The 4,870-nt window shown below is 45.2% G+C and carries 6 protein-coding genes and 1 tRNA gene; 4 read left to right on the plus strand and 3 right to left on the minus strand.

Annotation, left to right across the window (positions count from 1 at the left end):
• The coding region (locus tag LUQ50_RS11315) for a formate dehydrogenase accessory sulfurtransferase FdhD (RefSeq protein ID WP_300039942.1) at positions 1–409 on the plus strand (409 nt) is incomplete at its 5' end.
• 44 nt (positions 410–453) lie between these two features.
• On the opposite strand, the gene LUQ50_RS11320 is transcribed toward LUQ50_RS11315, so the two are convergent.
• The 3 genes from LUQ50_RS11320 to LUQ50_RS11330 are packed head-to-tail and all read right to left on the minus strand — an operon-like array spanning position 454 to position 2,442.
• Complete coding sequence (locus LUQ50_RS11320) at positions 454–1,644, minus strand: aminotransferase class V-fold PLP-dependent enzyme (protein ID WP_300039943.1); 1,191 nt, start codon at positions 1,642–1,644, stop codon at positions 454–456.
• 49 nt (positions 1,645–1,693) lie between these two features.
• Positions 1,694–1,984: a DUF1894 domain-containing protein gene (locus tag LUQ50_RS11325; RefSeq protein ID WP_300039944.1), complete on the minus strand. Its 291-nt coding sequence runs from the start codon at positions 1,982–1,984 to the stop codon at positions 1,694–1,696.
• Positions 1,963–2,442: a DUF1890 domain-containing protein gene (locus tag LUQ50_RS11330; protein WP_300039945.1), complete on the minus strand. Its 480-nt coding sequence runs from the start codon at positions 2,440–2,442 to the stop codon at positions 1,963–1,965. The genes LUQ50_RS11325 and LUQ50_RS11330 overlap by 22 nt, the downstream gene beginning before the upstream one ends.
• A 283-nt stretch (positions 2,443–2,725) precedes the next feature.
• Here LUQ50_RS11330 and cysK point away from each other — a divergent pair, with 283 nt between their 5' ends.
• The 3 genes from cysK to LUQ50_RS11345 form a co-directional block, all read left to right on the plus strand.
• On the plus strand, positions 2,726–3,676 hold the full coding sequence (cysK, locus tag LUQ50_RS11335; RefSeq protein WP_300039946.1) for a cysteine synthase A: 951 nt from the start codon (positions 2,726–2,728) through the stop codon (positions 3,674–3,676).
• Positions 3,677–4,005: 329 nt separating this feature from the next.
• Positions 4,006–4,078, plus strand: a tRNA-Cys gene (locus LUQ50_RS11340).
• Between the two features lie 22 nt (positions 4,079–4,100).
• On the plus strand, positions 4,101–4,870 hold a 770-nt coding region (locus LUQ50_RS11345), incomplete at its 3' end, for a class I tRNA ligase family protein (protein ID WP_300039947.1).

Here is a 4,870-nt window from a genome sequence, read left to right on the forward strand (position 1 = left end):
ACTGGATCCATCATGGCTTCATCAGTCACTCAAAATCGTTCTTGATTCTGAACTACACGTAAAAACAGGTGGAATACATGTGGTGGGTCTGATTTCCAGGAGTGAAATCATCATAAAGACTGAAGATATCGGGCGGCATAATGCACTTGACCGGGTCATTGGGTATGCGTTGAGAAAAGGGATAGATCTTACCGGCACATGTGTCTTAATATCAGGTAGAATCTCCTCTGAAATGTCAAGAAAATGCATATTGGCTGGCATCCCGATAATTGCATCACGCGGAGCCACAACCTCTCTTGCCATTGAAATGGGAAATGCAACCGGACTCACGATTATCGGGTTTATCAGGGGAGGAAAAATGAATGTCTATACTGCTCCGGAACGGATCATCGGTGCACTATCAGCATAGTATATCAGGTTTTGATATCAGGACGATATCTGAAGAGGATCCGGTTATATCCCTTCAATTATCTCCCGAACTCCGGATATCAGGGTCTGGATCTCTTCCTGTGTATTGTAGAGGTACAGACTTGCACGAACCGTGCCATCTTTGAGGCCAAGATGCTGCATCAGGGGCATACAGCAGTGATTTCCTGATCGTACCATAACCGAGTACTGATCATCAAGGAGATGAGCAATATCATGAGGATGCATCCCTTCAACCATAAAGGATACTACTCCAATCCGGTTTTTCCCTGCAGGAGGGCCGATTATGGATACCTCTTCGATATCAGACAAGCCCTTTATCAGTTCACCGGCAAGCAGGGCTTCATGCCTTTCGATCTCTTCAACTCCAATCTGATTCAGATATGTTATAGCTGCCCGGAGCCCTAACGCACCGGCAATATGTGGAGTACCTGCTTCATATTTCTGGTACCCGGAAGCTGGCGAATATCCATCAATTGTCACTTCCTCGATCATTCCTCCCCCAACGAGAAGTGGTTCAATTGATTCATCCTGCATCCAGAGAACACCGGTTCCGGTAGGTCCAAGCATTTTATGCCCGGAAAAACAGAGAAAATCGCAACCCATCTCTTTGACATCGGTCTTCATATGAGGAACCGATTGGGCTCCATCGACGAGACAGAGAGCACCGGACTCATGAGCGACTGCAGAAATTTCTCTGACCGGAGAGATAGTTCCCAGAACATTAGATGCCTGGCTGATGGCAACGAGACGTGTATTATGATGTATTGCATCAGAAACATCTTCTGCAGTAACACTGGCATGGGCCGGATCTTCTGAAGGGGCAATGACATTGACCCTGACACCCTGTTTGCGGAGTGTAAACCAGGGGAGGAGGTTTGAATGATGATCAGATACGGTGGTAATAATCTCATCGCCGGTTTCAAATGTGAGTCCGCGTGCTACCATATTGATAGCTTCGGTACAGTTTCTCACAAAAACCGGAGTCCCATCCTTTCCATTGATGAATGAATTGACCGTCTCGTGAGCATCCCAGTACAACTGGCCGGTGATCTGAGACAGCCGGTGTACCCCACGTCCGACATTAGCCCGGTAATGAGTCTCATACTCATACATCGCATCAAGAACCTGGCGGGGAGAAAGGCTGGTAGAGGCATTATCCAAATAGATGAACTCATCGGTGAGTGGAATGTCCTGTCGTATTTGTTCGATATCCATATGCTCAACCTCCTGATTTTGTGTTATGGATGCCCTCTCTCAATGCATATCATCTCTTATTCGGCTTTACCCCTATGATAGAGAGACGAGTGGCTTCTTTTGGATCTTCTATCTTTAAAATAAAAGTTCCATGACATGGTTTAACATAAGGAAACACCACCGTATTTCCATCGGTTCCCACCACGATTGGGGGGTTTCCGATGATTCCTTCGCCAAATAATTTGGTTCCCGGCTGAATGTGGTAGATAGTAGGGCAGGTTTTGGTGATAAACTCACGGCATTCTTTGAAGGTAAGTCCTTTCGCTAATATTTCGTGAGTTAATTCTTCGATGCATCCCATCCAAGCACCTCATTCATCTTTTTGCGGAGTTGCATCGGGTTATGGACTGCAACCTCTACAATCTGTTCACCCTCATACTCGATCAGTTTTGAGATATTCTCAGCTTCCCTCCCGAAAACAATCGTGATAAATCTTGCAGATGGGAGAAGATATTTCATGGTAGCTGCATAGGATATCCCTGCATCACTATGTGCAAATGCGATACACAGGTCATAGGTGGCATCTCCGGACGTAATCTCTTCTACCGCTTTTTCAAGAGTGGTCATCTTCCCGATATAGTGCTTTTCAGGATCTGATGTCATCAGGAGTTTCATAACCGCTGGATTTCCAGCAATCAGAAAAGAATAACCATGATTTTTCAATTGGTACGCAGTATAGATTGCGATAGCATTCTGAACGGGAACCTCCGGGCAACCTAACACAATCAGAGCCTTATTTGTATCTGTATCTGTCATCATCTTTCACTTTTTTTGATTCGTGATCTCCACTGATCTCTACTAGGACAGAGTTTGACCAATAGTATCAGGTAGGATGAATAAGAATAAAAAAGATGTCACAATTGTGAATCGTTTGTATGGACACGGGATTTTTTCCCAGTGCGTAAAATAATAAAACGGTAGATTTTTCCTGGATGAGAATCTTTATGCCTGTAACCGAATAACAATACAGAATAAGTCACGATTGTGAACTATGGCACATTGTTGACTCCGGATCAGGAGCGTCTCAAAGACGTACACCATTATGGCACGAATATACAGCGACATTACAAAGACTATCGGCAATACTCCTCTCATAAGGTTGAACCGTATTACCAAACCATTACAAACCCAGACTTTTCCTCCAACGATTCTCGTTAAGCAGGAATCCCGTAATCCTCTGGGGAGTGTGAAGGATCGAATCGGTGTAGCACTCATTGAAGCAGCTGAACTTGACGGGAGGATAAAACCGGGAACAACTATTATTGAACCAACAAGTGGAAACACCGGTATCGCACTTGCATTTGTCTGTGCGGCCAAAGGGTACCGTCTTATTCTGGTGATGCCGGAATCATTCAGTATCGAGAGGAGAAAACTCTTCAAAGCACTGGGTGCAGAACTGATTCTGTCACCTGCTGCTGAAGGAATGGCAGGTGCTATTGCTCTGGCTGAAGAGAAGCATCGCAAACACCCGGAGAGTTACCTGATCCCTCAGCAGTTTAAAAATCCTGCAAATCCAGCCGTACACAGACGGACGACCGCTGAAGAGATCTGGAATGATACCGATGGTCAGGTAGACATCGTAGTTGCAGGAGCAGGAACCGGAGGGACCATCACCGGTATTGCGTCGGTCATAAAACCAAGAAAACCCTCATTTAAAGCGATAGCAGTAGAAGCTGCTGCATCACCGGTAATTTCGGGAGGAAAGCCAGGGAAACATAAGATTCAGGGTATCAGTCCGGGATTTATTCCTGATGTTCTTCAGAAAGAGTTACTGGATTGTGTAATACCGGTAACTGATGATGAGGCCTACGATTTTGCACGGCGACTTGCAACCGAAGAAGGAATTCTCGCCGGTCCTTCATCGGGTGCGGCTGTTGCTGCAGCATTCAGGGTTGCATCGCTTCCTGAGAATGCGGGAAAATTGATCGTTGCGATTCTTCCTGATACCGGAGAACGGTATCTCTCTACCGACCTCTTTGAGGCATCAGACTAAAGATCGGGAGACAAATCCAGTAAGTTCTCTCTACTTTTTAAAAGATCCAGTTGAAAGAGTAGAAATTTAATTTACTCTGCTATTCAGGTTTGCAAGCCCGCTCCTTGAATACCTGATATCTGATTGAAAATAATTAAGACTCATTGGATGGATCTCTGGTGTCCAGATAAGTGACTGATGACCCATTGGAATCAAATTCCTGTCAGGGATATATGATACACAACATCTGAATGAGGGATTATTTGCCGGATTCAGGTGCTATTTAAAAGTCGGGATCCAACCAGGTAGGTAGAAGGGGCAGTTATTATCAGGAAATTGCACGATATCGTGCCGGTATGGCAGAGAGGTTAATGCCTTCGCCTGCAAAGCGAATGTTTGGGGGTTCAATTCCCTCTACCGGCGTAATTTTGAAGGAGAATTTATCTTGAATCTATACAGCACTCTTACAAGAACCGTTGAACCATTGAGAACTCTTTCTCCGGACAGGGTTTACATGTTCGTTTGCGGACCTACTGTATATGATTACTCGCATCTTGGCCATGCCAGAACCTATGTTGTCTTTGATGTACTGGCAAAATATCTTCGGTGGACAGGAAAAGAAGTCTTTTACCTCCAGAATATCACCGATGTCGATGACAAGATCATAAACCGAGCTCAGGAAGAGGGAGTGTCACAATCAGTTCTCGCAAGAAAATTTGAGGCTGAATACCTGAAAGACATGCACTCGCTAGGAATAGATGCGGTCAGTTATTATGCACGGGCAACAACCCACATTCAGGAGATAATTGATCAGATTGGACGCTTGATCTCACGGGATGTAGCGTACATCACGGATTCTGGAATCTATTTCGATAGTGATCGGTTTGAACATAACGGTGAGCTTTCAGGCCAGAAAAGAGAGAAACGTATCAGTCGTGTCACTGATCTGACAAAACAAAAACCTGAAGATTTTGCGTTGTGGAAATTCGGTGAATATGGTGAGTACACCTGGGATACTCCCTGGGGGAGAGGAAGGCCGGGATGGCATATCGAGGATACGGCAATCTCTGAGAAATATTTTGGTCAACAGTATGATATCCACGGTGGAGGTCTGGATTTAATATTTCCTCACCATGAAGCAGAGATAGCCCAGATGGAATCATTAGAAGGCAGGCACCCGATGGTGAGATACTGGTTGCACACCGGGTTTCTCAC

Origin of the sequence: Methanospirillum sp. (assembly GCF_028679455.1) — an archaeon.
Lineage (GTDB): Archaea > Halobacteriota > Methanomicrobia > Methanomicrobiales > Methanospirillaceae > Methanospirillum.